Here is a 24,270-nt window from a genome sequence, read left to right on the forward strand (position 1 = left end):
CCTGAAGAACCTTCCTAATCTCCATCGGTAAACTTTCCTACGGTTTACTCCCGCGGCATCGGCGCGTAAACTCCGCGCGTTTTCATCAATAGCGGAGACCCTCAGTGGGTACTTGTTCGAGTGACAGTCGTCGGCCGGTTTCGGTAACCGGCACCTACTTGGCAAGGTAACGCGCATTGTTTCTATGCCGTTGTCTCGCCTCAAAAAGCGAGAAGCGGCATCCCGGCAGCGCCTGTCCTGGCGCCTGCCCGAATCCCTCTCATCGACGCTGACCAGCACCTGAAATCATTCAGGCTGCGACGGACACGCCTACCTTTTACGGTGGGCGGGCCAAGCTGACTGTGCCTTTAACACCGGCGCGGTGCGCACGGTTGTACCTGCACGAAGGTTTTCGGGTCGGCGGTGGCTTAAATTAGGCTGCTGCGTTCAGGGAGATTTCTTATGCAAGCAATCAACAACATCAACCTCAATTCCTTGGTCGATACCGTGGTCAGCCTCACTGCGGCGTTTATCCTGGGTGGCTTGATCGGCTTTGAGCGCCAGTACCGCCAGCGCACGGCGGGTTTGCGCACCAATGTGCTGGTGGCGGTGGGTGCGGCGATTTTTGTCGACATGGCCAGCCGCCTGGGCGGCGCGGAAGGCGCGGTACGTGTGGTTGCGTATGTGGTCTCGGGCATCGGCTTTCTGGGGGCCGGCGTGATCATGCGCGAAGAGGGCAACGTGCGTGGGCTCAACACGGCTGCCACGCTCTGGGCCTCGGCGGCCGTCGGTGCGTGTGCCGGTGCCGACCTGATTCTGGAAGCGTTGCTGGGCACGCTGTTTGTGCTGGCGGCCAACACCTTGCTGCGCCCGATCGTCAATAACATCAACCGCCAGCCGATGGACGTGGTGTCGGCAGAGGTCACCAACATCCTCTATGTCATCGCGCGGCGTAGCCAGCAGCAGGCGGTGATGGTCTTGCTGGAAGCCGAACTGGCGCGCTGCAACTACCCGGCCAGTGACGTCGACGTGCGGCCCTTTGGCAGCGAAGAAGTGGAGATCGAGGCCACCCTGGCCGCGACATCGGTCGATGGCGACGAACTGGATGCGCTGGTGGCGCGTATTTCCACGTCGACCTTGGTGGTGCAGGCCTTCTGGAGCCCGAGTACCACCGACTAGCGTGGTCGTAGTAAGCCTTGCCAAGTGCCGGATTGGCGGCACTTTACTCGGATAAGTCCTACATGTGGGTGGGATTATCCCTTCGGGTGAAACGTCATTTCGTTGCTAAGGTTGCGCACTTGCAGCTAGCAGGCGACGTCGGTTTGGTTGTACGTGTTCGCCGCGTTTTCAACCGAAGGGACCAGGCACAACCTGGCTATCGTCCCGGGTGAGGGCAGTGCCGTTGGTCGGCACTGTCATTTCTCACAGGTACCTGTGTTCCGAGTGATGTGTAAGGCTACTTACACCAAGGCATATTTATGAACAACAAAGCATTAATAGTCGATGACCACCCGTTTATCCGCCAGACCGTTCGGTTCTTGCTTAAGCAAGAAGGTTTCACCGACATCGATGAGGCGGGTAATGGCGCGGATGCTGTGCAGAAGGCCAGAGAGGGGCGCCCAGACCTGATTATTCTTGATTTGGCAATCCCGAAGCTGGGTGGGCTTGAGGTCATCGCCCGGGTCAAGGCGCTGGGCGTGCCGTGCAAGATGCTGGTACTGACGGCGGCGATTCCTGAGTATTTTTCCTCTCGCTGCATGCGTGCCGGTGCTATGGGGTTCGTCTCCAAGACCGGGGAGTTGGACGAGTTGCAAAAGGCGATCAAGGCAGTGATGTCCAACTACAGTTGTTTTCCCAGCTTACCGACCAGTTCGGTGCGTCGTGACGATTTGCAGTCCACGGAGATGCAGCTGGTAGAGTCGCTTTCGGACCGTGAGGTGGAGGTGTTGCGCATGCTGGCTCTGGGCCTGGGTAACAACCAGATTGCCGATCAAATGCTACTCAGCCACAAGACCGTCAGTACCTATAAAACGAGGCTCAAAGACAAGCTGTGCATGTCATCCGTGGTGCACATGGCCAAGTTCGCCCAGCGTAATCATCTGATCTGATTTGAAATGACCCCAACCCACATTCGAAGGTTGATGATTGCCCTGTTGATGGGGCTGCTGCCGATGGCGGCGGTCGCCCTTGATGAGCCTCAAGCCCTGCGTTTGCTGGGGCACGCCAGCCTGGATAGCCGTGGCCCATCCATGGAGCAAGGGGAGGCTGACTGGCACTGGCTGCGCGAGCGTCGTACGTTGCTCCTGGGGGTTTCCGCACCGGATTACGGGCCTTTCGAACTGACGAATAATAACGACGAGCTTGAGGGGATCACGGCCGACTATGCCGGGTTGCTCGCCCAGGCGCTGAATGTCAGCGTGGAGGTTCGGCGCTACGACACTCGCGATGAGGTGATCGAAGCGCTCAAGAAAGGCGCCATTGACTTGCTTGGGACGGCCAACGGTTTTGAAGCGGGCGACTCGGAGTTGGTCTTGTCTCGCTCCTACGCTAACGATCAACCGGTCCTGGTAACCCGCACCGGAGACGCCCAGGCCTTGACTGTCGATTTGGCAGGCAAGCGCGTGGCGATGCTCTATCACTATATGCCGCCCGACGCCGTACAGGCCTTCTATCCCAAGGCCCGTGTGGAACTGTTTCCGTCTATTTTCGAAGCCATCGGCGCCGTGGCGTTCGGTCGCGCCGATGTCTATCTCGGAGACGCCATCACCGCCAATTACCAGATCAGCCGCAACCACCTGAACAATGTGCAAATGGCAGACTTTTCCACGTTGGAATCCAACTCCTTTGCCTTCGCTGTTTCCCGCGATAACACTCGGCTGCTGCGCATCGTCAATACGGCGTTGCGGGCGATCCCGGCTAACGAGCAGATGGAAATATTACGGCGTTGGAGTGGCGGTAATCTTGGCCTGCTCGGTGCTGAGCGATTGCACTTGAGCACGGGCGAGCAGCGTTGGCTGGAGAAACATCCCCGGGTCAGAGTGGTAGCGTCCGACCAGATGCTGCCTTTGGCCTCCTTTACCGCGCAAGGGCAATTGGACGGATTGAGTGCCGACGTGTTGTCCCGGATCAGCCTGCGTACCGGTTTGAAGTTCGACGTTGTCCCTGGCGGGTCGATGCCCCAGCAGATTGACGCGGTCAGCACTGGCAGGGCGGATATGATGGCGGTGATTACCCCCAGTATCGAAGGCTCTGATCAGTTGCGCTTTACTCGGCCGTACCTGACCAACCCTCTGGTGCTGGTCACCCGCAACGACGACCCGGCGACGATGACCTTGGAGGACATGCCTGGAAAACGCCTGGCGATTACCAAGGGCAGTGCGCTGCGTGAGGTCATCAATCGCGATTACCCCGGTATCCACTTCGTGGAGGCCAAGAACCCCACACAAGCCATGGCGCTGTTGGGCAGTGGCGCCGCCGAGGGGGCCGTCAATTCATTAATCAATGCGCGCTACCTGATCGCCCTTCAGTACCGTGACACGTTGCGCGTGACCAGCACAGTCGGCTCTGACCCAGCACGCATGACATTTGGGGTCAACCGCGGCCAGTTGGAGTTGTATTCGATTCTGGACAAGGCGTTGCTGAGCATCCCGCCTCAGGAAATGGATGAGCTGATCAGCCAGTGGCGCACTGACGTTATCGTCGAAGACCATTGGCTACGCCATCGCAGCGCGATCATTCAAGGTTTTGGCCTGGCGGCGCTATTGCTGCTGATAACCCTGGGGTGGGCTTTTTACCTGCGCAGCCTGATACGCAAACGTGCCCAGGCCGAACGCGCCTTGAGCGACCAGATGCGCTTTATGGGGGTGTTGATCGACGGCACACCGCATCCGATTTATGTGCGTGATCGCCAAGGGCGGCTGATGGCCTGCAACAGTGCTTACCTGGACGTGTTCGGCTACAAGCTCGAAACGGTGATCGGCAAGACAGTGATAGAAAACGACAGCACTAACCTCCCGCAGGCTCAGTCTTTTCATGGCGATTACCTGCGGCTGATGGAGCGTGGCGAGCCGCAGATTCATGATCGGGTACTCAGGTTGCCCAGTGGCAAGGCGCTAACCATTTACCACTGGATGCTGCCGTACCGTGATGGCGACGATAACGTCGTGGGCATGATTGCCGGTTGGGTGGACGTGAGTGAGCGTCAGCGCCTATTGGGCCAGCTGCAGGAGGCCAAGGAGGATGCCGACGCCGCCAACCGCGCCAAGACTACGTTCCTGGCCACCATGAGTCATGAGATCCGCACCCCTATGAATGCGGTGATCGGCATGATCGAACTGGCCCTTGCCAATGCCGAGCAGGGCCGCGCCGACCGCGATGCGTTGGAGGTGGCTTCGGTTGCGTCTCACGGTATGCTGGAGTTGATTGGCGATATTCTGGATATTGCCCGGATCGAGTCTGGCCACCTGTCCCTGGCCCTGGAGCCGGCCAACCTGCATGAACTGCTGATGTCGGTGGTGCGGGTGTTCGAGGGGCTGGCGCGGGCCAAGGGCTTGGCGCTGCCGGTAGAGCTTGATCCGTTGATTGATTGCCAGGTGCTGGCTGACCCTATGCGGTTCAAGCAGGTGGTGTCCAACCTGCTGAGCAATGCCATCAAGTTCACCGCTGCAGGCCAGGTGCGGTTGGGCGCGCGCAGTTCGCCGGCGTCCGACACGTGCCAGCTGAGCCTCAGGCTATGGGTGGAAGACTCCGGCATTGGCATCAGTGCGCAAGACCAGCAACGGCTGTTCAACCCGTTTATTCAGGGAAGCAATACCGAGCAATCGGCGCGTAGCGGGTCGGGGTTGGGGCTGGTGATCAGCCGTAACCTGTGTGAAATGATGGAGGGTGAGCTGCACTTGAGCAGTGTGCTCGGCCAAGGAACGCGAGTGGACGTGACGCTGGCGTTGGCCAGGACGGCTACTTTGCCGGCTGAGGTATCAGCCCCCCAACCTGCCGTCCAGCCGGCGCGGGCATTGGACATTCTGGTGGTGGATGACTACCCGGCCAACCGTTTGCTGCTGGCGCGGCAATTGAGCTTCCTGGGGCATCGCATCATTACTGCCGAAGAAGGTATACAGGGGCTTGAGCTCTGGAGAACCGAGAAACCGGATGCGGTGATCACCGATTGCAACATGCCCCTCAAGGATGGCTACACCTTGGCCCGTGATATACGTACGCATGAGCGAGAGTTCGGCCTGGAGCCGTGCCTGTTATTGGGCTTTACTGCCAACGCACAACCGGAAGAAACCGAGCGTTGTCGGCAAGCGGGTATGGATGGATGCCTGTTCAAACCTGCCGGGCTTGAGGACTTGCGCTCGGCCCTGGCCTCGCTCACGGCCCTTCCTCGTCCAGATGCAACTGAAGTGGCGTTCGATTTGAGCACGTTAATCTCGTTGACGGGGGACGATCACGCCGCGCTGAAGGAGCTGCTGGAGCCGTTGCTCGATAGCTTGGAAACTGACCGCGCGCTGCTCCCGTCGCTGCAACACACAACGAATTTTCACGCGCTGCATGACCTTGCCCACCGCGCCAAGGGCGGGGCACGAATGGTCAAGGCCTTAGCGCTGATTGCCTGTTGTGAAACGCTCGAGTCGGTTTGTCAACGACAGGAACGTAAGGCTTTGGGCTCGGCGGTTGACGCCGTCAGTGAGGCAATCGGCGAGCTGCATCATTACCTGAGTGCTTATTGCAATCGGCATTGACGATGGTTGATGGTCATCTGGCGGATTTGGGAAAATTCCTACAATAAGTGGGAATAAGCCTGATTTTGTCTTCGAGATATGTCTGGAGAATGGGCGATGCTCACTGACGAGCACAGCCTGCCCAGGGATTTGCCATGCCGAACAAAGCACTGACCATCCTGATTGCCGATGAACAGCACCTGCACCGGCTGTACATCGAAAAAATGCTCAACCAGTTGGGGTATCACCGGATTGTCCCGGTGCAAACCTTCGAAGAGCTGCAGATTCTCACCGCCATCCCGGCCGAACCCTTTGACGTGCTGATCATTAATGCGGGGTTGATGGCCCATGCCGTCGGGCCACAGCCGCAGGTACGCCATGCGCTGGTCTACGATCACCAGGACCTGGGCCAATCCGATGTAACACCCAGCGTGTTGGTACGGCTGCCCGGCGCGCCAGACACCGTTAACCTTGAACACTTCATGGACATCATCGACCCCCCGCAGGCCACCGGTGGCCTGCGAGTGTTGCCGTGGCTGAGGGAATTATCCCGAGAGCCCGCCAGCAGGGTTTAGTCCCACTTCGGTGCGATGCCTTTGGGGCTGGTCAGGCGGTGGCCACGTTCCAGGCTGGCAATCTGCGCCATGTCGGCCGCGCTTAAGGTCAGTTGCAGGGCCTTGAGGTTACTCTCAAGGTTCGCGCGCTTGGTCGATGACGGGATCACCGCGTAACCCAATTGCATGGCCCAGGTCAGGGTCACTTGCGCCGGGGTGGCGTGATGGCGTTCGGCGATTTGCTGGATGATCGGGTCTTTGAGCACTTCGCCGTAGGCCAGGGTCATGTACGAGGTGATCTGGATACCGTTGGCGGTAGCGAAATCCACCACCTTCTGGTTTTGCAGGTAGGGGTGCAGTTCGATCTGGTTAGTGGCGATGTTCTCGGCACCTACCGCCGCAATCGCCTGTTTCATCAGGTCAATCGTGAAGTTGGAAATACCGATTTGGCGCGTGAGGCCCAGGCGCTTGGCTTCCAGCAACTGGCCCATGAATTCGGCGACAGGCACCTGGTCTTCCGGCGATGGCCAGTGGATCAAGGTCAGGTCCAGGTAGTCGGTTTTCAGTTTGCGCAGGCTCTCGCGCAGGCTGGGAATCAACTGGCCCTCGGCGAAGTTGGCGATCCAGATCTTGCTGGTGATGAACAGTTCGTCACGCGGTACGCCGCTGTCGGCAATGGCTTGGCCGACATCCGCTTCGTTCTCGTAGATCTGCGCGGTGTCGATGACGCGGTAGCCCAGTTCCAGGCCGGTGCTCACGGAGTCGATCACCACTTGGCCTTGCAGGCGGAAGGTGCCGAGGCCGAAGGCGGGGACGTTTTGGGTCGGGATAGACATCAGTAACTCCTGAAGAGGTGTGAACAATGGAGTCGAGTATCCGCCCGTCGTTCCTTCGGAAAAACCGTCGAATCCGAAAAGGACTCTTTACCGCAAATCACGAATCCTGTGGCAAGCCTGCCAGCCACAGACCGTTCGTCAACTTTCTTACGGCGCACTGAACAGCTTCACTTGCCAGCAGAGGGCTCCGCGCGGTATTCCACAACGCTCTCTCAACGCCTTGGAAGTACCATGACTCAACACCTCACCGAATACGCCGATGCCAGCCCTGAAGTGCGTGCGGTTTATGACGACATCATGCAGACCCGCAAGGTCGATCATGTGAATAACTTCTGGAAATGCCTGGCCGCCCACCCGCCGACGCTGCGCCGTACCTGGGAAAACCTAAAGAAAATCATGGCACCGGGGGCTCTCGACCCGCTGACCAAGGAATTGCTCTATGTGGCCGTCAGCGTGACCAACAATTGCCCGTATTGCATCGCTTCTCACACAGCGGCTGCGCGCAAGGCCGGGATGACCGACGCTATGTTTGGCGAGTTACAGGCCGTGGTCGGCATGGCCAATGAAACCAACCGTTTGGCAGTCGGCTACCGCGTGCCGGTGGACGAGGTGTTCAAGTGGCCGTGAGGGCGGCGTTCATCGGTCGAACCGCGCACGCGCGTGAGGTGTTTACTGGTCGAGCAGGGCGGTGTTGGTAGAACTGGCCCTGTCGCGTGGTGCGGTTTTTGCGCGATAGGAAAGTGTTCCAGGTGGTGAAGTCGAAGCGAGTAGCAGAGACCACGTTTTCTTGGGCCAGCATGATGGGCAGGGGCGGGGTCGTTTGGGGGTAGTGCGTGTTGAACGTAACGTCCAGCGTGTCCTTATCCCGGTATCCGCTGAGTAGGGGAATCAAGGTAAACCCATGGTCCACACCTTCGGACTCTGTCGGTGTTCCGGCGAACTGTACGATCCCAACATAGACCTTGCGATCACTCAAGCTGAACAGGCAAGGCACACATTTAAAGGAAGAATGATCAGCAGGCCCATGAATGATCGGCCTCCATATTGCGCACCTGGCGCACCGCTTCTTGGTAGTGCGGCGATGCCATGATTTCGACAGCATCGACGCCAATGCCGCCACGTACGACCTTCCAGGTTTTAAGGGATTTGACGTCCCTTACTCGATCCCAATCATCTTGCGTTGGCTTTCCAAACAGCAACTGCAGTAAAGACATGGCGACAACCTCGAAAAGAAGTAGCCCGATTTATAACAAGCGACCTGCCTGCCTAACACTGATGGCATGCCGCGCCACCGTCGCCGGTTCCTGTAGGAAGCGTCTCCATTTGTGCCGGCGGCCTAAAACGTCGGCGGCGTAATCACCCAGATCACCACGGTCTGCACCTTGCCCGGGTTGCCATACCGATGCGGTTCGCTGCTGGCGAAGCTGAAGCTGTCGCCTTCATCCAGCAAAAAATGCCGCTCTCCCACCCACAGCTCAAACCGCCCACTCAACACGTAGCCGGCTTCTTCGCCTGCGTGGCTATAGCTCTGTTGGCTATAGGCGCCGGGAGGAAAGCTCGATTGCAGCATTTCCAGTTGATGGTTGGGCAACGGCGTCAGCAGTTGGTCGACGATGCCATCTTCATAACGGATGCTCTGCCGGTTGCCCTGACGCACCACATAACCTTCATCCGCCTCGGCGGGAATGGTCTCACTGGCGAAAAACCACTGGATAGTCACTTCCAGGCTGCGGGCAATATTGAACAGCGCCGGGATCGATGGATATGCCAGATTGCGCTCCAACTGGCTGAGATAGCCGGCGGTCAGCTCGCTGAGCTGCGCCAGCTCGGTCAGCGTCATGCCGCGCGCTTTGCGCAGGCCGCGAATGCGTGTGCCGAGGAACAGTTGCTGGGGGTCGTCGTTCAAAGGTGCCATGCGGCCTTGAGTCCTTCGTAAATCGCCTCTTCGGCGGTACGCGGGGCCAGGCAGTCGCCGATGCGATCAAAGGGCACCAGACCCGCCAGTTCCGCGCCCAGAGTGTCAACCGGCTGATGGCCCTGGCACAACACCAGGGTGTCGATATTTTCCAGCAGCATCGGCTCGCCGCTGGCGGTGTGTTGCAGGTAGACGGTGCTGTCATCGCAGCCGTAGAGGCGCGCATAGGGGATGATCGGGATGCGCAGCCGGTGCAGCTCGCCGGCCAGTTGATCGCGCACGTAAAGGGGCAGGTTCTCGCCGCAGTGGGTGCCATTCACCGCCAATTGCACCTGATGGCCGGCGCGTACCAGGCGTTCGGCGATGCCGGGGCCGATCCAGTCGCAACGCCAGTCGACCACCACCACTGAGCGGCCCAACGTGACTTGATCGCGCAGCACCTGCCAGGCGTCCACCACCTGCAGTTCGCCACCTTGCTCGAAGGCCGGCCAATAGGGCTCGGCGCCGGTGGCGATGATGACGTGATCGGGTTGCGCCTGTTCCACCAGCGTACGGTCGACGCGGGTGTTGCGCACCACGCGAACACCCGCCAGCGCCATCTCACGTTGCAGGTTGGTGCTGGTGCCGCCGAACTCACTGCGCCGTGGCAGCAATTGCGCCAACAACACTTGCCCACCCAACTGCCCGCTGGCCTCGTACAGCGTTACGTAATGCCCGCGTTGCGCCGCCACGGCGGCGGCCTTCATACCGGCCGGCCCACCGCCCACCACCATGATGCGGCGGCGCTTTAACGCCGGTTGCAGGTTGCCGAAGACCAACTCGCGACCGGTCTCGGGATGCTGGATGCAGGAGATCGGTAAGCCCTTATGAAAGTGACCGATACACGCCTGATTGCAGGCAATGCACGCGCGCACGTCTTCGGCACGGCCATCTAGGGTTTTGGCAGGCATCAGCGGGTCGCAAATCAGCGCACGGGTCATGCCGCACACATCGGCCTGGCCTCGCGCCAGGATCAACTCGGCTTCCTGAGGCTGATTGATCCGCCCGGTCACAAACAGTGGAATCGACAGGCTGGCCTTGAACGTCGCCGCCTCATCCGCCAAGTACGCGGCAGCGATGGCCATGGGCGGCACGATATGGATCGCGCCGCCCAGAGACGCTGAAGTACCGGCGACGATGTGTACATAGTCCAACTGCGTTTGCAGGTTTTGCACGGCCTCCAGGGATTCACTTTCGGTAAGCCCTTCGGCATCGCGTTCGTCAGCAGAAATACGCAGGCCGATGATGAAATGCGCATCGGTCGCCGCCCGCACCGCCGCGATGATTTCCCTCAAGAACCTCAAGCGTTGCTCCAGCGAACCGTTGTAGTCATCAGTGCGCCGGTTAACTCGCGGGTTGAGAAACTGCGCCGGCAGGTAACCATGGCTGGCAACCACTTCCACCCCGTCGATACCCGCCTGATGCAAGCGCCTCGCTGCCGCCGCGTAACCGGCGACGATCTCATCGATCATCGCCTGCTCCAGCGCCCGAGGCATCACTCGAAACCGTTCGTTGGGCACCCCTGAAGCCGAGTACGCCACGGCCAGCAAACCGTCTGCCGACTCCATGATTTCCCGCCCTGGATGAAAGATCTGCGACAGCACCACGGTACCGTGGGCATGGCAGGTCTGGGCCAATTCGCGGTAGCCGTCGATGCACGCATCGTCAGTGGCCATCAGCACATGCGAGGTGTACCGCGCACTGTCATGCACCCCGGCCACCTGCAGCACGATCAGCCCCACACCGCCTTCGGCGCGTGCGCGGTGGTAGGCGATCAACTGCGCGTTAACCTGGTTATCGGTAGGCATCGAGGTGTCATGCCCGCTGGACATGATGCGGTTTTTCAGGCGTTTGCCGCGCAGTTGCAGCGGCTGGAACAGGTGAGCAAAGGCGGGGTGCGACATGGTGCGGATACTCCAGGCGCTGTTATTGTTATTTTTCTATAGGAGGCGAGCGCCAGTAAAAAATCAACTTGTTTTTTTACTGGCGTCTGGCTTAGCGTCGCCCTCACCAACCCCGTGCCTGGAGAATAAAAATGACTCACTCCACCGAGCCATCCCAAGAGCAGCAACTGCGTGAAGAGCTCGCCGCGTGCTATCGACTGATCGCGCACTACCGCATGAGCGACCTGATCTTCACCCACATCTCGGTGCGCATTCCCGGGCCTGAGCACCACTTCCTGATCAACCCCTACGGGCTGATGTTCGATGAAATTACCGCCTCCAGCCTGGTGAAGATCGGCCTGGATGGCCGCGCGGTCGAGCCTTCGCCTTACGCCGTCAACCCTGCCGGTTTTGTCATCCACAGCGCCATCCACGGTGCGCGCGAAGACGCCCAGTGCGTGCTGCACACCCATACCCGTGCGGGCTGTGCGGTGGCGGCGCTGGCGTGCGGCTTGTTGCCGGTCAACCAGATCTCGATGGAGTTCTACGGCAAGGTCGGCTATCACGATTACGAAGGTGTCGCCCTGGACATGGCTGAGCAACGCCGCTTGGTCGATGACCTGGGCGACAAGCCGGTGCTGATGCTGCGCAATCACGGTTTGTTGACCGTGGGCGAGACGGTCAGCCAAGCGTTCCTGCGCATGTACTACCTGGACAAGGCCTGCGAAATCCAGATTGCCGCCCAGGCTTGCGGCGCATTAATCCTGCCGCCCGCCGAGGTTTGCGCCTACACCGAGCAGCAATTCAACAACCCTGGCCGCGCGCTGGAGGAGGGCGAGCTGACCGACCCGGACGCCATGCAGTTGGCGTGGGCGGCATTGCTGCGGATGCTGGATCGGGTGTCGCCGGGGTTCCGTGACTGATGTAGAGTCGTGCAGCCGACTCAACCAGGACACTGCCCCATGACCCAGGAATCCCGCTTCTCCCGCATGGAGCCGCAATTGCGCAAGGCCAATCTGGTCCAGGCCACGCTCACGTGCCTCAAGCGCGATGGTTTCCAGGGCGCCTCGATCCGCAAGATCAGTGCCGAGGCCGGGGTGTCGGTCGGGTTGATCAGCCACCACTACTCCGGCAAGGACGAATTGGTGGCCGAGGCTTACCGCACGATCACCGGTCAAGTCATGAGCCTGCTGCGCGAGACCATGGCCAAGGCGCCGCCGGACCCTCGCGAGCGGCTCTCGGCGTTGTTCCGGGGTTCGTTTTCGGCTGAATTGCTCGACCCGCAACTGCTCGATGCCTGGCTGGTGTTCTGGGGCGCGGTGAAAACGGCGCCTGCTATCAACCAGGCTCACGAACATTCCTACGGTGAGTACCGCACCATCATGCGCTCCGCCCTGACCGACATGGCCAAGGAGGAAGGCTGGCAGCAGTTCGACGCCGACCTCGCCGCCATCGCCCTCAGCGCCTTGCTTGACGGGCTGTGGCTGGAGTCCGGGCTCAACCCCGGCACCTTTACCCCGGAGCAGGGCATCCAGATCTGCGAGGCGTGGGTCGACGGCCTGCAGAGCGGCGGGCGCCAGCGTTACCTGCTCAAACCCTGAGCCTTTCTCGCCGCCTGAACGCACTGTTCAGGCCGGTATTTGCCCTCTGAAAAAATTTGCTGTTTGCCGATTGCCTCCTTACTGAACACTCGTTTAGTATCTCGTCATGTCGCACCCCTCACGCCAATTAAAATAATTCGAGGAAGCCATGCCTACCGATTCGTCCGTGCTCACCTATGTGCAAGCAGGCGTTGCCTGGATCACCCTCAACCGTGGCCCGCAGCGCAATGCATTGGACATTCCGACCCTCAAGCACCTGCATACGTTGCTCGATGCGTTCAACAGCGACCCCGCCGTGCGCGTGGTGGTATTGACCGGCAGCGGCCGCAGCTTCTGCGCCGGCGCCGACCTGGCTGAGTGGGCCGAAGCCGAATCGCGTGGCGCCCTGGAAACCTACGGCTGGACCGAAACCGCCCACGCCCTGATGACCCGCCTGCACACCCTCGACAAACCCACGATTGCGGCGATCAACGGCACCGCCGTCGGCGCCGGCATGGACCTGACGCTGTGCTGCGACCTGCGCATCGCCGCCCAGTCGGCGCGCTTCAAGGCCGGCTACACCAGCATGGCCTACTCGCCGGATGCCGGCGCCAGCTGGCACTTGCCACGGCTGATCGGCAGCGAACACGCCAAGCGCCTGCTGTTCCTCGACGAGCTGTGGAGCGCTGATCGCGCACTGGCTGCCGGGCTGGTGGGCGAAGTGGTTGCCGACGAGCAACTGCACACCCACACCACGCAGCTGGCCACCCGCCTGGCCAACGGCCCGACGTTCGCCTTCACCCAGACCAAGACGCTGATCCGCGAAGGCGCCGCCCGCAGCCTGCCCGAGCAATTGCAGGCCGAACTGGCCGCCGGGCTGTTGTGCGGGCGCAGTGCCGATGGCGCCGAAGCCCTGCGCGCGGCCATGGACAAGCGCCCACCGAATTTCTGCGGCCAATAACAACAACACCCCCGAGCAGGTAGCGCCATGAATTTCCAACTCAGCCAAGAACAAGACATGTTGGTGGACGCGGTACGCAGTTTTGTCGCCAAGGAATTGCTGCCCCATGAAGCGGCGGTGGACCGCGCCGATGAGGTGTCGCCCGAGCTTGCCGCACAGATTCGCGACAAGGCGATTGCCGCCGGTTTCTATGCCTTCAACATGCCCGAAGAAGTCGGCGGTGGTGGCCTGGATTACCTGTCCCAGGCGCTGATCGAACGGGAGTTGTCCAAGGTCTCGTGGGCACTGCACGTGTTCGTCGCGCGACCGTCAAAAATCCTTATGGCCTGCACCGGCGAACAGATTGACGACTACCTGTTGCCCTGCGTGCAGGGCCAGAAAATCGACTGTTTCGCCCTGACCGAACCGGGCGCCGGTTCTGACGCCAACGCCATCAAGACCCGCGCCGTGCGCAGCGGCGATGACTTCGTGATCAACGGCAGCAAGCACTTCATCAGCCATGCCGGCCACGCTGATTTTGCCATCGTCTTTGCCGTGACCGACACCTATGAACACAACGGCCGGCAGCGCAACGCGGTGACCTCGTTTCTGGTTGATCGGGGCACGCCCGGCATGACGATCCGCCGTGGCCCCAAGTGCGTGAGCAACCGTGGCTATCACACCTATGAAATGTTCTTCGACGACTGTCGCGTGCCCGCGTCCAAGGTGCTCGGCGAGGTCGGCAAAGGCTGGGATGTCGCTAACGCCTGGCTCACCGCCGGGCGCGTGATGGTCGCCGCCAACTGCGTCGGCCAGGCCCAGCGCGCGTTGGATGTGTCACTGCAATGGGCGGCAGACCGCAAGCAATTTGGCCAGCCCATCGGTACCTACCAAGGCGTGAGCTTCAAACTGGCCGACATGGCCACGCAGATTCGCGCGGCCGAACTGCTGACCCTGCACACCGCCTGGAAGATGGACCAAGGCAGCATGACCGGCGGCGAGGCTGGCATGGCCAAGCTGTTTGCCAGTGAAACCCTGGGCAAAGTCGCCGATGAAGCCGTGCAGATTTTCGGTGGCATGGGCTTGATGGACGAGGGGCCGGTGGAGCGCATCTGGCGTAACGCACGGATCGAGCGGATCTGGGAAGGCACCTCGGAAATCCAGCGCCACATCATTGCCCGTGAACTGTTGCGGCCGCTGTTGCGCTGATCGGCGCGGAGAACGCTTATGTCCCAGGCTATTCGCGACAACCTCAAACGCCTGCTGGCGCCCCGGCACTTGGCCTTCGTCGGCGGGCGCAGCATGGCACGCGCGCTCAAGCGCTGCGCCGACGGCGGTTTTACCGGGCAACTGTGGCTGGTCAACCCGCAGCACGACAGCCTCGACGGTATCCCGTGTGTGCGCCGCATCGCCGATTTACCGTGCGGCCCGGATGCGGTGTTTATCGCCACCAACCGTGAGCTGACGCTGACCTGCGTGGCGGAACTCGCCGCCATCGGCACCGGCGGCGCAATTTGCTACGCCTCGGGGTTTGCCGAAACCGGTGCTGGCGGCGCGGCTTTGCAACAGCAGTTACTGAAGGCGGCAGGCGACATGGCGTTGCTCGGCCCCAACTGCTACGGCCTGCTCGATTACCTTCACAGTTCGGCGCTATGGCCGGTGGCCCACGGCGGCAAAGCGGTGGAGAAGGGCGTGGCAGTGCTGACCCAGAGCGGCAACTTCGCCTACAACCTGTCGATGAGCGACCGCTCGTTGCCGGTGGCCTACATGGCGTCGGTGGGCAACCAGGCGCAACTGGGCGTTGCCGAATTGATGGATGTGTTGCTCGATGAGCCGCGCGTCACCGCCATCGGCCTGCACTTGGAAGGCCTGAAGAATGTGCCGGGGTTTGCTCGCGCGGCGCACAAGGCTTTGGAAAAGGGCATCCCGATCATCGCGCTGAAAACCGGCGTGTCGCAGATCGGTGCCGAACTGGCGTTGAGTCACACCAGTTCGCTCTCGGGCTCCGATGCGCTCTACGACAGCCTGTTTGCGCGCTTGGGGGTAATCCGCGTCAGCGGCCCGGTGAGTTTTGTCGAAACCCTGAAAGCGGCCGCGTGCGGCAATCTGCCGGCGGGCAATCGCCTCATGGCGTTGGCCTGCTCCGGTGGTGACGCGGGGCTGATTGCTGACTACGCCGAGCGCAACCATCTGGCCCTGCCAAAGCTGGATGAAGACCAGCGCGGCGAGCTGGCACAGGTGCTGCCCAGCTACGCCAACTTGGTCAACCCGCTCGACTTCACCACCGCCATCTGGGGCGACCGCGAAGCGCTCAACCGCATGCTCGACACGGCCCTGCGCACTGACGCGGACGCGGCCATGCTGGTGCTCGATTACCCGGCTGAATTTACCGGCGAGCGCAAGGAATGCGACGTGCTGCTGGAGCTGTTCTGCAACGCACTCAGCCGCCATGGCAAGACCGGCTTTGTCACCTCGGCCTTTCCCGAGTTACTGCCGCGCCACGCCCGCGAACATCTGCACGCCCACGGCATTGCCGCGCTGCAAGGCGTGGAGGATGCGCTGGCGGCGTGGGGGCGGATTGCCGATTACCAAAACAATCGTCGCGTATTGCTCGAGCGCGGCGAGTCGGTCCTTGAGCCGTTCTGCCCCAAGACCCTTGGGGGCCAAGCCCAGGCTCTGGATGAGTGGGCGTCCAAACAAGCCTTGCGCGCCTTTGGCCTGAGCACCCCAGCCGGCGTCTTGAGTACGCCGGGGCGGGCGATTGCGGATGCCAAGCTGTTGGGCTACCCGTTAGTGCTCAAGGCTGTCAGCGCCGACTTGCCGCATAAAACCGAAGCCGGTGCCGTCGCGTTGAACCTGCAAGATGGCTTCGCCCTGACGGCCGCGCTCGAGCAAATGCGGCGCAAAATTGCGGTGCACGCGCCGGGTGTGGTCTTCGATCAATTGTTGCTGGAGTCCATGGCGGCGCCACCTTTGGCCGAGTTGATCGTGGGCATCAAGCGTGAGAACGACTTCGGCCTGGCGTTGGTGATGGGCGCTGGCGGCATCCTCGTGGAATTGCTCAAGGACAGCCGTAGCCTGTTGCTGCCGACCACCGACGGTGCGATTCGCAACGCCTTGCTCAGCCTGCGCAGCGCCGCCTTGCTGCAAGGCTTTCGCGGGCGTGAAGTGGCGGATATGGACGCCTTGGTCGCGGCGATCCGCGCCGTGGCCGACTACGCGTGCGCCAACGCTGAGCAGTTGCTGGAACTGGATGTGAACCCATTGTTGGTCAATGCCCGCGGCGCCACGGCGGTCGATGCGTTGATTCGTTTAGGAGAGGGTTATGCAGGATAAAACGATGACGGGCGGCCAGGCCTTGGTGCGCTTACTGGCTAACTATGGGGTCGACACAGTGTTCGGCATTCCCGGCGTGCATACCCTGGAGCTGTATCGCGGCTTGCCCGGCAGCGGCATTCGCCATGTGCTCACACGCCACGAACAGGGCGCCGGGTTTATGGCCGACGGCTATGCGCGGGTCAGCGGCAAACCGGGCGTGTGCTTTGTGATCACCGGCCCCGGTGTGACCAACGCCGCTACCGCCATCGGCCAGGCGTATGCCGACTCGATCCCGATGCTGGTGATCTCCAGTGTCAATCACATTGCCAGCCTCGGAATGGGTTGGGGCATCCTGCATGAGACTCAGGATCAGCGCTCGATCACTGCGCCCATCACTGCGTTTTCGGCCGTGGCCTTGAGTACCGAGGATTTACCCGAGCTGGTCGCCCGTGCCTACGCGGTGTTCGACAGCGAGCGGCCACGGCCGGTGCATATTTCGGTGCCGCTGGATGTGTTGGCGGCACCGATCGAAAGGGACTGGAGTAATGAAGTGGTACGCGGTGCTGGGCGTGGTTTGCCAGCGGCCGAGGTGCTGGATCAGGCGGCGGCGAAACTCGCCTCGGCCAAGCGCCCGATGATCATTGCCGGCGGTGGTGCGCTGGCGGCGGGGGAGGCCTTGCAGTGTTTGAGCAGGCAACTGGCGGCGCCGTTTTTCACCAGCGTCGCGGGCAAGGGTTTACTGGCGATGGATGACCCGCTGAACGCCGGTGCAACCCTCTGCGTCGAGCCCGGCTGGCAGTTGATCAGCGAGGCAGATGTGGTGCTGGCGGTGGGGACGGAAATGGCCGACACCGATTATTGGCGCGAGCGCCTGCCGATTAACGGCGAACTGCTGCGAGTGGATATCGACCCACGCAAATTCAATGATTTTTACCCCTGCACGGTGGCGCTGCACGGTGATGCCGTTCACACCGTGCTGGCGTTGCTTGCACGCTTGCCAACGACGCCGCGCAACCCTGAAGCCGCGAGCGAAAAAGTCGCCGCGCTGCTGCAGGCCGTTGAGCAGGGGCACGGCCCATTGCAGTCGATCCACCAAGCCATTCTCGACCGCATCCAGGCCGAACTGCCGGCCAACGCCTTCATCAGCAGCGACATGACCCAGCTGGCCTACACCGGCAACTACGCCTACCCAAGCCGCGCCCCGCGCAGCTGGCTGCACCCCACCGGCTACGGCACCTTGGGTTACGGCCTGCCCGCCGGCATTGGCGCCAAGTTCGGCGCACCGCAGCGCCCGGGCCTGGTGCTGGTGGGCGACGGCGGGTTCCTCTACACCGCCCAGGAACTGGCCACCGCCGTGGAGGAGCTGGACAGCCCGTTGGTGGTGCTGCTGTGGAACAACGACGCCCTCGGCCAGATCCGCGACGACATGCTCAGCCTGGACATCGAGCCTATCGGCGTGCTGCCGCGCAACCCGGACTTCGCGCTGTTGGCCCAGGCGTTCGGGTGCACCGTGAACCAGCCAAAGAACCTGGATGAATTGCAGACGGACTTGCGCAACGGCTTCAAACGCAATGGCGTGACCTTGATCGAGCTGAAACATGCCTGTGCCTGTTGATCTTTAGAGGAGCAAGACCGTGAGCGAAAACAACAACAAAATGACTCAAGCGATGCACCGACGGGATTTCCTCAAACACAGCGCCGTGGCCGGCGCGGTGGCGGCAGCGTTTTCCATGGGCTTGCCTATGCACGCTTTCGCCGCAGACGCGGCGCCCAAGCCGGGTGGCGTGCTGCGCCTGGGCCTGGCCGGCGGCAGCACCACCGACTCACGCGACCCAGGTTCCTGGGTCGACACCTTCACCTTCGTCGGCTTCTCGGCGGTGTACAACACGCTGACGGAAATCGCCGTGGACGGCAGCGCGATCCCCGAACTGGCCGAACGCTTTGAATCCACCCCGGACGCGCGCGTGTGGACCTTTCATCTGCGCCAGGGCGTGACGTTCCACAACGGCAAAAGCCTGACGGCTGATGACGTGGTGGTGTCGATCAATCACCACCTGAGCAAGGACTCCACCTCAGCGGCCAAGACCGTGCTCGGCGATGTCGCCAGCGTCAGCGCCAAGGGCAATGATGCGGTGGTGTTCGAGCTGCATTCAGGCAATGCGGATTTTGCCTATGTAGTCGCCGATTACCACTTGGTGATCATGCCCGCCAAAGACGGCGCCGCCGATTGGCAGGCCGGCGTGGGCACCAGTGGCTATCGCCTGAAAAGCTTCGAACCCGGCGTGCGCATGGACCTGGAGCGCAACCCCGATTACTGGAAACCCGGCCGCGCGCACTTTGCCAGTGCCGAGTTGCTCGCCATCGCCGATGGCGCCGCGCGGGTCAATGCGCTGGTCACCGGGCAAGTCGATGTGATCAACAAAGTCGACCTGAAAACCGTGGCCTTGCTCAAGCGCAATCCAGGCTTGGTGATTGAAGAAACCAAGGGCGCCCAGCACTACACCTTCCCGATGCTGTGCGACAGCAACGAATTCAAGAACAACGACATTCGCATGGCGATGAAGCACGCCGTCAATCGCGAAAGCCTGCTGGCGTCGGTGCTGTACGGCTATGGCCTGGTGGGCAACGACCACCCGATCCAGCCGGGCAGCCGCTTTATCAACGCCGCGCTGGAGCAGCGCAGCTACGACCCGGACAAGTCGCGCTTCTACCTGCGCAAGGCCGGGGTGGAGTCGCTCAAGGTGCGCCTGCAAGCCTCCGACGCCGCCTACACCGGCGCGGTGGACGCCTCGGTGCTGTTCAAGGAACAGGCTCGCCAGGCCGGTATCGACATCGACGTGGTGCGCGAACCGGCCGACGGCTACTTCTCCAATGTGTGGATGAAGCAGCCGTTCACCACCTCGTTCTGGTACAGCAGCCTGACGGCCGACCGAATGTTCAGCATCGGCTACGCCAAAGGCGCGGCCTGGAACGAAACCCATTGGGACAACGCACGCTTCAACCAACTGCTCACCGCCGCCCGTGGCGAGATGAACGCGCCGCTGCGCCAAGAGATGTACAACGAAATGCAGGCGCTGTGCCGGGACGATGGCGGCGCGATTGTGCCGTTGTTTGCCAGCTCCGTGGCGGCGCGTTCGAACCGCGTCAACCATGGGCCGCTGACGGCGCCGTATGGTGAGTTGGATGGGTTGCGGTTGATCGAGCGGTGGTGGCAGGCCTAGAGATCGCCCAGCCAATGAACATCCAATGTGGGCGCTGGCTTGCCTGCGATGAGGCCCGTCCCATCACGGCAGATCTCCAGGCCGCCATCGCAGGCAAGCCAGCTCCCACATCAGATAAGTGCAGTTTCAAGGAGCGTATCCACCGCATGAGAATCGTCCATGAATAGTCTGCTCAAACTAATCCTCCAACGCCTGGCCCTCGGCGTGTTGTCGTTGCTCGCGGTCTCGGTGATCATCTTCCTCGCCGTGGGCATGCTGCCGGGCGATATCGCCCAGGCCATGCTCGGCCAGTCGGCCACGCCGGAAACCGTGGCGGCGTTTCGCGCGCAGCTGGGCCTGGATTTGCCGCCGCTCACGCGCTTTGCGCAATGGCTGCTGCGCCTGCTGCACGGCGACCTGGGCGCTTCACTGGCCAACCAGCGGCCTATCGCCGAGCTGATCGGTGCGCGGTTGGGCAATACGCTGAGCCTGGCTGCGCTGGCGGCACTGGTTTCAGTGCCCACCGCGCTGGTGCTGGGCATGCTCGCGGCGTTGTACCGCAACAGCGGGTTTGATCGCCTGCTCAACACCACGGCCTTGAGCGCCGTGTCGTTCCCGGAGTTCTTTGTTGCCTACCTGCTGATCCTGGTGTTTTCGGTGAAGCTCGGCTGGTTTCCCAGCCTGTCCAACCTGGCGCCGGATGCGTCGTTCGGCACGGTCCTTGTGCGCTCGGTATTGCCGGTCGCGACGCTGAGCCTGGTGGTGATCGCGCAGATGATGCGCATGACTCGCGCCTCGCTGATCAACCTGCTGGCCAGCCCCTACATCGAGATGGCCCGGCTCAAGGGCATCAGCCAGTCGCGGATTATCTGGCGGCACGCGTTACCCAATGCGCTGGCGCCGATTGTCAACGTGGTTGCACTGAACCTGGCGTACCTGGTGGTAGGCGTGGTGGTGGTTGAAGTGGTGTTTGTCTATCCAGGGCTGGGGCAATTGTTGGTGGACTCGGTGTCCAAGCGCGACATCCCGGTGGTGCAAGCGTGCAGCCTGATTTTTGCCGCCACTTACATCCTGCTCAATACCACCGCGGACGTGCTGTCCATCGCCAGCAACCCACGCCTGATGCATCCCAAGGGGTAGACCATGAGCCTGTTGAGCCACGTGGCCAAGGCGCCGTTGAGCGCCAAGTTCGGCCTGCTGATCATTGTGTTGTACATCGCGGTGGCGCTGTTCGCGCCGCTGCTGGCGCCGTATGGCGAAACCCAGGTGGTGGGCGAAGGTTTCGCGCCTTGGAGCCGCCAGTTTTTGTTGGGCACCGATAACCTGGGCCGCGATATGTTCAGTCGCCTGGTGTACGGCGCACGCAACACGCTGGGGATCGCTTTCCTGACCACCACGCTGGCGTTTCTGCTCGGCGGCTTGAGCGGCTTGGTCGCGGCAATCAAGGGCGGCTGGATCGACCAGGGTTTGTCGCGGGTGGTGGATATTCTGATGGCGATCCCGCAGCTGATTTTTGCCCTGCTGATCCTCAGCGTGGTGGGCACCAACGCCACCTCATTGGTATTGGTGATTGCGCTGCTGGATTCGACGCGCGTGTTTCGCCTGTCCCGCGCCGTGGCGATGACCGTGGTGGTGCAGGACTTTGTCGAGGCGGCGCGCTTGCGTGGCGAAGGTTTGTGGTGGTTGGTCAGCCGTGAAGTACTGCCCAACGCTGCCGCGCCGTTGATTGCTGAATTCGGCCTACGTTTCTGCTTTGTGTTCCTGTTTATCAGCGCATTGTCGTTCCTGGGCCTGGGCATTCAACCGCCCACCGCCGACTGGGGCAGCATGGTGCGCGACAACGCGGTGTTGATCACCTTCGGCGATATCAGCCCGTTGCTGCCGGCGCTGGCGGTGGCGTTGATTACGGTCAGCGTGAATTTTGTCGTCGACTGGATGCTGCATAAATCCAGCGGCCTGAAGGAGTGTTGAGGATGGACAAGCCCTTGCTGGAAATCCGCAACCTGCAGGTCGAAGGGCATTACGAAGACGCCTGGCACCCGCTGATCAAGGGCATCGACCTGACCTTGCAGCGCGGCGAGGTGCTGGGGCTGATCGGCGAGTCGGGCGCGGGTAAATCCACCCTCGGCCTGGCGGCGATGGGCTATGCGCGCGATGGCTGCCGCATTGTCGGGGGCTCGGTGTGTTTTGACGGCATTCAGTTGTTGCAGGCCAAGCCCGAGGCCCTGAGTAAATTGCGTGGCCTGCGCATTGCCTATGTGGCGCAAAGCGCGGCGGCGTCCTTCAACCCGGCGCATCGGCTGATCGACCAGCATGTGGAAACGGCGGTGATCAACGGCGGTATCAGCCGCGCCCAGGCCGAGCGCGAAGCGGTGGAGTTGTACCGCGTGCTGCGCCTGCCCAATCCCGAAACCATTGGCCAACGCTATCCCCATCAAGTTTCAGGCGGGCAATTGCAGCGAGTGATGACGGCGATGGCGATGGCCTGTCACCCGGACCTGATCATCTTCGATGAGCCCACCACCGCCCTCGACGTGACCACCCAGATTGAAGTGCTGGCAGCCATTCGCGACGCGGTGAAAACCTTCGGCAGCGCCGCGCTGTATATCAGCCACGATTTGGCGGTGGTCGCGCAGATGGCCGACCGCATCATGGTGCTGCGCCACGGCAAGCGGGTCGAAGAGGCTGACACCCGCAGCATGCTCAGCCAGCCGCAGCAGGACTACACCAAATCGCTGTGGGCGGTGCGTAGCTTCCGTACTGAGCCCAAGGCGTGCCCGACCCAGGACGTGCCGCTGCTGGAAGTGCGCCAAGTGTGTGCCAGTTATGGGCATCAACCGGTGCTGCATGACGTGTCGATGCAGCTGTATCGCGGCCAAACCCTGGCGGTGATTGGCGAATCCGGCAGCGGCAAAAGCTCTACCGCGCGCCTGATTACCGGGTTGTTGCCGGCGACGGCGGGGCAGGTGTTGTATGACGGCGAAGCGCTGCCAGTGGACTTTCGACGGCGCAGCAAGGAGCAGTTGCGGCGCATCCAGATGATCTACCAGATCCCCGACACGGCGCTGAACCCGCGCCAGCGCATCGTCGACATCATCGGCCGGCCGCTGACGTTTTACCTGGGCCTCAAAGGTAAGGCGATGCGCGCGCGGGTTGCCGAATTGCTGGAGATGATCGAGCTGGACCCGGCGGTTTTCATGGAGCGCCAACCTCGCGAGTTGTCTGGCGGGCAGAAGCAGCGCATCTGCATCGCCCGCGCGCTGGCGGCCGACCCGCAGTTGATCATCTGCGACGAAGTCACCTCGGCCCTCGATCAACTGGTGGCCGAAGGCGTGCTGAAGTTGCTCAACCGCCTCCAGCAGCAACTGGGCGTGGCCTACCTGTTTATCACCCACGACGTCGCCACCGTGCGCGCGATTGCCGATGAGGTGGTGGTGATGCAGCGGGGCAGGGTGGTCGACCAGGGCAGCCGCAGCGCGATTTTTACCCCGCCGTACCAGGACTACACCGGCCTGCTGTTTTCATCGGAGCCGGAAATGGACCCGGACTGGCTCGATCACTTGCTGGCCCAACGGGCGGCGCCCACTGTTTGAGGAGTTCACATGAAGGTTTTGATTGTTCACGCTCACCCTGAGCCGCAGTCGTTTACCGCCGCCTTGCGCGACCAGGCTATCGCCACGTTGCAAGGGCAGGGGCACGAAGTGCAAGTCAGCGATTTGTACGCCATGCAGTGGAACCCAGTGGCGTCGGCGGCGGATTTTTCCACGCGGGAGAATCCCGACTATCTGGTGTATGCCCTGGAGCAGCGGCTGGGTGTGAAGAAGCAGTCGATTGCGGCGGATATCCAGGGCGAGTTGGACAAGTTGCTGTGGGCCGATTTGCTGATCCTCAACTTCCCGATTTTCTGGTTCTCGGCGCCGGCGATGCTTAAGGGCTGGATCGACCGGGTGCTGGTGTCGGGCGTGTGTTATGGCGGCAAGCGTTTCTACGATCAGGGCGGGCTGGCGGGCAAGCGCGCGTTGGTTACGGTGACCTTGGGCGGGCGTGAGCACATGTTCGGCGAGGGCGCGATTCACGGGCCGTTGGAGGACATGTTGCGGCCGATTCTGCGCGGTACGCTGGCGTATGTCGGGTATGAAGTGCTGGCGCCGTTTGTGGCGTGGCATGTGCCGTATATCAGCGATCAAGCCCGGCGCGATTTTTTGCTGGGGTACGGGGGGCGGTTACAAGGGCTGGCGGAGGAGCAGCCCTTGGTGTTTCCGAGGTTGGAGCAGTTTGATGAGGCGTTGTATCCGCTTTCCTGAGT

20 protein-coding genes are annotated in these 24,270 nt (G+C 61.7%); 16 read left to right on the forward strand and 4 right to left on the reverse strand.

What is annotated here, in order from left to right; all coding sequences use genetic code 11:
* The first annotated feature begins 441 nt into the window (after positions 1-441).
* The 4 genes from K0P33_RS12465 to K0P33_RS12480 all read left to right on the forward strand — a co-directional run bounded on the left by K0P33_RS12465 (position 442) and on the right by K0P33_RS12480 (position 6,274).
* A complete protein-coding gene (locus tag K0P33_RS12465; RefSeq protein ID WP_094952804.1) occupies positions 442-1,158 on the forward strand; it encodes an MgtC/SapB family protein in 717 nt (238 codons plus the stop codon).
* 299 nt (positions 1,159-1,457) lie between these two features.
* Positions 1,458-2,087: a response regulator transcription factor gene (locus K0P33_RS12470; RefSeq protein WP_094952805.1), complete on the forward strand. Its 630-nt coding sequence runs from the start codon at positions 1,458-1,460 to the stop codon at positions 2,085-2,087.
* A 33-nt stretch (positions 2,088-2,120) separates the two neighbouring features.
* Positions 2,121-5,720, forward strand: coding sequence for a transporter substrate-binding domain-containing protein (locus tag K0P33_RS12475; protein WP_242155472.1), 3,600 nt, complete (start codon positions 2,121-2,123; stop codon positions 5,718-5,720).
* A 134-nt stretch (positions 5,721-5,854) separates the two neighbouring features.
* Complete coding sequence (locus K0P33_RS12480; protein WP_094952807.1) at positions 5,855-6,274, forward strand: chemotaxis protein CheY; 420 nt, start codon at positions 5,855-5,857, stop codon at positions 6,272-6,274.
* Here K0P33_RS12480 and dkgB read toward each other — a convergent pair.
* Positions 6,271-7,089 (reverse strand): 2,5-didehydrogluconate reductase DkgB, encoded by an 819-nt coding sequence (gene dkgB / locus K0P33_RS12485; protein WP_094952808.1) that lies wholly within the window; start codon positions 7,087-7,089, stop codon positions 6,271-6,273. The two genes, K0P33_RS12480 and dkgB, sit on opposite strands and share 4 nt — an antisense overlap.
* A gap of 231 nt (positions 7,090-7,320) precedes the next feature.
* Between dkgB and K0P33_RS12490 the strand changes: the two genes are divergently transcribed.
* Positions 7,321-7,716 (forward strand): carboxymuconolactone decarboxylase family protein, encoded by a 396-nt coding sequence (locus K0P33_RS12490; protein ID WP_242155473.1) that lies wholly within the window; start codon positions 7,321-7,323, stop codon positions 7,714-7,716.
* 386 nt (positions 7,717-8,102) lie between these two features.
* Here K0P33_RS12490 and K0P33_RS12495 read toward each other — a convergent pair whose 3' ends face one another.
* The 3 genes from K0P33_RS12495 to K0P33_RS12505 form a co-directional block, all read right to left on the reverse strand.
* Entirely contained in the window at positions 8,103-8,303 is a 201-nt protein-coding gene (locus tag K0P33_RS12495; protein ID WP_242155475.1) for a hypothetical protein, read from the reverse strand.
* 122 nt (positions 8,304-8,425) lie between these two features.
* The gene (locus tag K0P33_RS12500) at positions 8,426-9,004 is read right to left on the reverse strand and encodes a cupin domain-containing protein (protein WP_094952811.1); all 579 of its coding nucleotides are present in this window, start codon (positions 9,002-9,004) and stop codon (positions 8,426-8,428) included.
* A complete protein-coding gene (locus tag K0P33_RS12505; protein WP_242155477.1) occupies positions 8,992-10,947 on the reverse strand; it encodes an FAD-dependent oxidoreductase in 1,956 nt (651 codons plus the stop codon). Before K0P33_RS12505 ends, K0P33_RS12500 begins: the two co-directional genes overlap by 13 nt.
* Before the next feature lie 131 nt (positions 10,948-11,078).
* Here K0P33_RS12505 and K0P33_RS12510 point away from each other — a divergent pair, with 131 nt between their 5' ends.
* The 11 genes from K0P33_RS12510 to K0P33_RS12560 all read left to right on the forward strand — a co-directional run bounded on the left by K0P33_RS12510 (position 11,079) and on the right by K0P33_RS12560 (position 24,268).
* Positions 11,079-11,849 carry a class II aldolase/adducin family protein gene (locus K0P33_RS12510; protein WP_094952813.1) on the forward strand — a complete coding sequence of 257 codons (771 nt, stop codon included), beginning with the start codon at positions 11,079-11,081 and terminating at the stop codon, positions 11,847-11,849.
* A gap of 39 nt (positions 11,850-11,888) precedes the next feature.
* Positions 11,889-12,527 carry a TetR family transcriptional regulator C-terminal domain-containing protein gene (locus K0P33_RS12515; RefSeq protein WP_242155479.1) on the forward strand — a complete coding sequence of 213 codons (639 nt, stop codon included), beginning with the start codon at positions 11,889-11,891 and terminating at the stop codon, positions 12,525-12,527.
* A 148-nt stretch (positions 12,528-12,675) separates the two neighbouring features.
* The gene (locus K0P33_RS12520) at positions 12,676-13,467 is read left to right on the forward strand and encodes an enoyl-CoA hydratase-related protein (protein WP_094952815.1); all 792 of its coding nucleotides are present in this window, start codon (positions 12,676-12,678) and stop codon (positions 13,465-13,467) included.
* Positions 13,468-13,494: 27 nt separating this feature from the next.
* Complete coding sequence (locus K0P33_RS12525; protein ID WP_242155480.1) at positions 13,495-14,655, forward strand: acyl-CoA dehydrogenase family protein; 1,161 nt, start codon at positions 13,495-13,497, stop codon at positions 14,653-14,655.
* Positions 14,656-14,673: 18 nt separating this feature from the next.
* Positions 14,674-16,782, forward strand: a complete 2,109-nt coding sequence (locus K0P33_RS12530) for an acetate--CoA ligase family protein (protein ID WP_242155482.1) — start codon at positions 14,674-14,676, stop codon at positions 16,780-16,782.
* Positions 16,772-18,379 (forward strand): 5-guanidino-2-oxopentanoate decarboxylase, encoded by a 1,608-nt coding sequence (locus tag K0P33_RS12535; RefSeq protein ID WP_094952818.1) that lies wholly within the window; start codon positions 16,772-16,774, stop codon positions 18,377-18,379. The genes K0P33_RS12530 and K0P33_RS12535 overlap by 11 nt, the downstream gene beginning before the upstream one ends.
* Positions 18,380-18,398: 19 nt before the next feature.
* Positions 18,399-19,985, forward strand: a complete 1,587-nt coding sequence (locus tag K0P33_RS12540) for an ABC transporter substrate-binding protein (protein WP_094952819.1) — start codon at positions 18,399-18,401, stop codon at positions 19,983-19,985.
* Positions 19,986-20,144: 159 nt separating this feature from the next.
* On the forward strand, positions 20,145-21,104 hold the full coding sequence (locus K0P33_RS12545; RefSeq protein WP_094952820.1) for an ABC transporter permease: 960 nt from the start codon (positions 20,145-20,147) through the stop codon (positions 21,102-21,104).
* Between the two features lie 3 nt (positions 21,105-21,107).
* Positions 21,108-21,935, forward strand: a complete 828-nt coding sequence (locus tag K0P33_RS12550) for an ABC transporter permease (protein WP_094952821.1) — start codon at positions 21,108-21,110, stop codon at positions 21,933-21,935.
* A gap of 2 nt (positions 21,936-21,937) precedes the next feature.
* Complete coding sequence (locus K0P33_RS12555) at positions 21,938-23,557, forward strand: ABC transporter ATP-binding protein (RefSeq protein WP_242155484.1); 1,620 nt, start codon at positions 21,938-21,940, stop codon at positions 23,555-23,557.
* A gap of 9 nt (positions 23,558-23,566) precedes the next feature.
* Entirely contained in the window at positions 23,567-24,268 is a 702-nt protein-coding gene (locus K0P33_RS12560; RefSeq protein WP_242155487.1) for an NAD(P)H-dependent oxidoreductase, read from the forward strand.
* Positions 24,269-24,270 lie beyond the last annotated feature (2 nt).

Origin of the sequence: Pseudomonas sp. ArH3a, from assembly GCF_022648765.1 — a bacterium.
Lineage (GTDB): Bacteria > Pseudomonadota > Gammaproteobacteria > Pseudomonadales > Pseudomonadaceae > Aquipseudomonas.

Bases quoted from the DNA above. Each gene is read 5' to 3' on its own strand.
- K0P33_RS12465 (WP_094952804.1), top strand. From the start codon at position 442: ATGCAAGCAATCAACAACATCAACCTCAATTCCTTGGTCGATACCGTG.
- K0P33_RS12470 (WP_094952805.1), top strand. From the start codon at position 1,458: ATGAACAACAAAGCATTAATAGTCGATGACCACCCGTTTATCCGCCAG.
- K0P33_RS12475 (WP_242155472.1), top strand. From the start codon at position 2,121: ATGATTGCCCTGTTGATGGGGCTGCTGCCGATGGCGGCGGTCGCCCTT.
- K0P33_RS12480 (WP_094952807.1), top strand. From the start codon at position 5,855: ATGCCGAACAAAGCACTGACCATCCTGATTGCCGATGAACAGCACCTG.
- dkgB (WP_094952808.1), bottom strand. From the start codon at position 7,089: ATGTCTATCCCGACCCAAAACGTCCCCGCCTTCGGCCTCGGCACCTTC.
- K0P33_RS12490 (WP_242155473.1), top strand. From the start codon at position 7,321: ATGACTCAACACCTCACCGAATACGCCGATGCCAGCCCTGAAGTGCGT.
- K0P33_RS12495 (WP_242155475.1), bottom strand. From the start codon at position 8,303: ATGTCTTTACTGCAGTTGCTGTTTGGAAAGCCAACGCAAGATGATTGG.
- K0P33_RS12500 (WP_094952811.1), bottom strand. From the start codon at position 9,004: ATGGCACCTTTGAACGACGACCCCCAGCAACTGTTCCTCGGCACACGC.
- K0P33_RS12505 (WP_242155477.1), bottom strand. From the start codon at position 10,947: ATGTCGCACCCCGCCTTTGCTCACCTGTTCCAGCCGCTGCAACTGCGC.
- K0P33_RS12510 (WP_094952813.1), top strand. From the start codon at position 11,079: ATGACTCACTCCACCGAGCCATCCCAAGAGCAGCAACTGCGTGAAGAG.
- K0P33_RS12515 (WP_242155479.1), top strand. From the start codon at position 11,889: ATGACCCAGGAATCCCGCTTCTCCCGCATGGAGCCGCAATTGCGCAAG.
- K0P33_RS12520 (WP_094952815.1), top strand. From the start codon at position 12,676: ATGCCTACCGATTCGTCCGTGCTCACCTATGTGCAAGCAGGCGTTGCC.
- K0P33_RS12525 (WP_242155480.1), top strand. From the start codon at position 13,495: ATGAATTTCCAACTCAGCCAAGAACAAGACATGTTGGTGGACGCGGTA.
- K0P33_RS12530 (WP_242155482.1), top strand. From the start codon at position 14,674: ATGTCCCAGGCTATTCGCGACAACCTCAAACGCCTGCTGGCGCCCCGG.
- K0P33_RS12535 (WP_094952818.1), top strand. From the start codon at position 16,772: ATGCAGGATAAAACGATGACGGGCGGCCAGGCCTTGGTGCGCTTACTG.
- K0P33_RS12545 (WP_094952820.1), top strand. From the start codon at position 20,145: ATGAATAGTCTGCTCAAACTAATCCTCCAACGCCTGGCCCTCGGCGTG.
- K0P33_RS12550 (WP_094952821.1), top strand. From the start codon at position 21,108: ATGAGCCTGTTGAGCCACGTGGCCAAGGCGCCGTTGAGCGCCAAGTTC.
- K0P33_RS12555 (WP_242155484.1), top strand. From the start codon at position 21,938: ATGGACAAGCCCTTGCTGGAAATCCGCAACCTGCAGGTCGAAGGGCAT.
- K0P33_RS12560 (WP_242155487.1), top strand. From the start codon at position 23,567: ATGAAGGTTTTGATTGTTCACGCTCACCCTGAGCCGCAGTCGTTTACC.